Origin of the sequence: Kitasatospora nipponensis, assembly GCF_039528135.1 — a bacterium.
Taxonomy (GTDB): domain Bacteria; phylum Actinomycetota; class Actinomycetes; order Streptomycetales; family Streptomycetaceae; genus Kitasatospora; species Kitasatospora nipponensis.
Genome location: NZ_BAAALF010000739.1, coordinates 1 through 687, shown reverse-complemented (window position 1 = coordinate 687; position 687 = coordinate 1). Strand labels below are relative to the sequence as shown.

The 687-nt window shown below is 70.5% G+C and carries 1 protein-coding gene and 1 pseudogene; both read right to left on the bottom strand.

Annotated elements, in window-relative coordinates; genetic code table 11:
- Nucleotides 1-190 (bottom strand): annotated as a pseudogene (locus ABD323_RS43045) (peptide ABC transporter permease); the annotation flags it as partial.
- Nucleotides 190-687: ABC transporter permease (locus ABD323_RS43040; protein WP_344447480.1), on the bottom strand; the 498-nt coding region annotated here is incomplete at its 5' end. The gene ABD323_RS43040 and the pseudogene ABD323_RS43045, both read right to left, overlap by 1 nt.

Sequence of the window (687 nt, the reverse complement as noted above, 5' to 3'; positions counted from 1 at the left end):
CCAGATAGTCGGGCGTCGCGTAGTCCCAGGGCGTCAGGAACGGGCCGGCGAAGGCCAGCAGGAAGAGCAGCAGCACGGTCACCGCACCGATCAGCACGCCCTTGGCGGCCAGCAGGCGCCCGGTGACCAGGCGCAACCGTCCGGTGGGGGCCGGGAGTTCGGCGGTGGGCAGCGGCAGGACGGCAGTCATCAGGACCTGACCCGGGGATCGAGGGCGGCGGTCAGCAGGTCGGCCAGGAAGCCGCACGCCAGCACCACCACCGCGGCGAACAGGTTGACCGCGACCACCGAGTTGATGTCCTGCTCGTTGATCGCCTGGATGAACCACTCCCCCATGCCGTGCCAGCCGAAGATGGTCTCGGTGAAGGCCGCGCCGGTGAAGATGCCCAGGAAGCTGTACGCGAACATGGTGGCCATCGGAATCACCGCGGTGCGCAGTCCGTGCTTGAGCAGCGCCCGGTTCCTGGTCAGGCCCTTGGCCTCGGCGGTGCGCAGGTAGTCGGAGCCGAGCACGTCGAGCATGGTGGCGCGCTGGTAGCGGCTGTAGACCGCGATCCCGCCGAGCGCCAACGACAGGGTGGGCAGCAGCAGATGGAGCCCCCAGTCGGCCAGGTGGGCGCCGAGCCCGCCGGCCAGCCCCGGGGTCTCGTAGCCGGTGAACGGGATCAGCTCGTGGCCGGCCGCGTC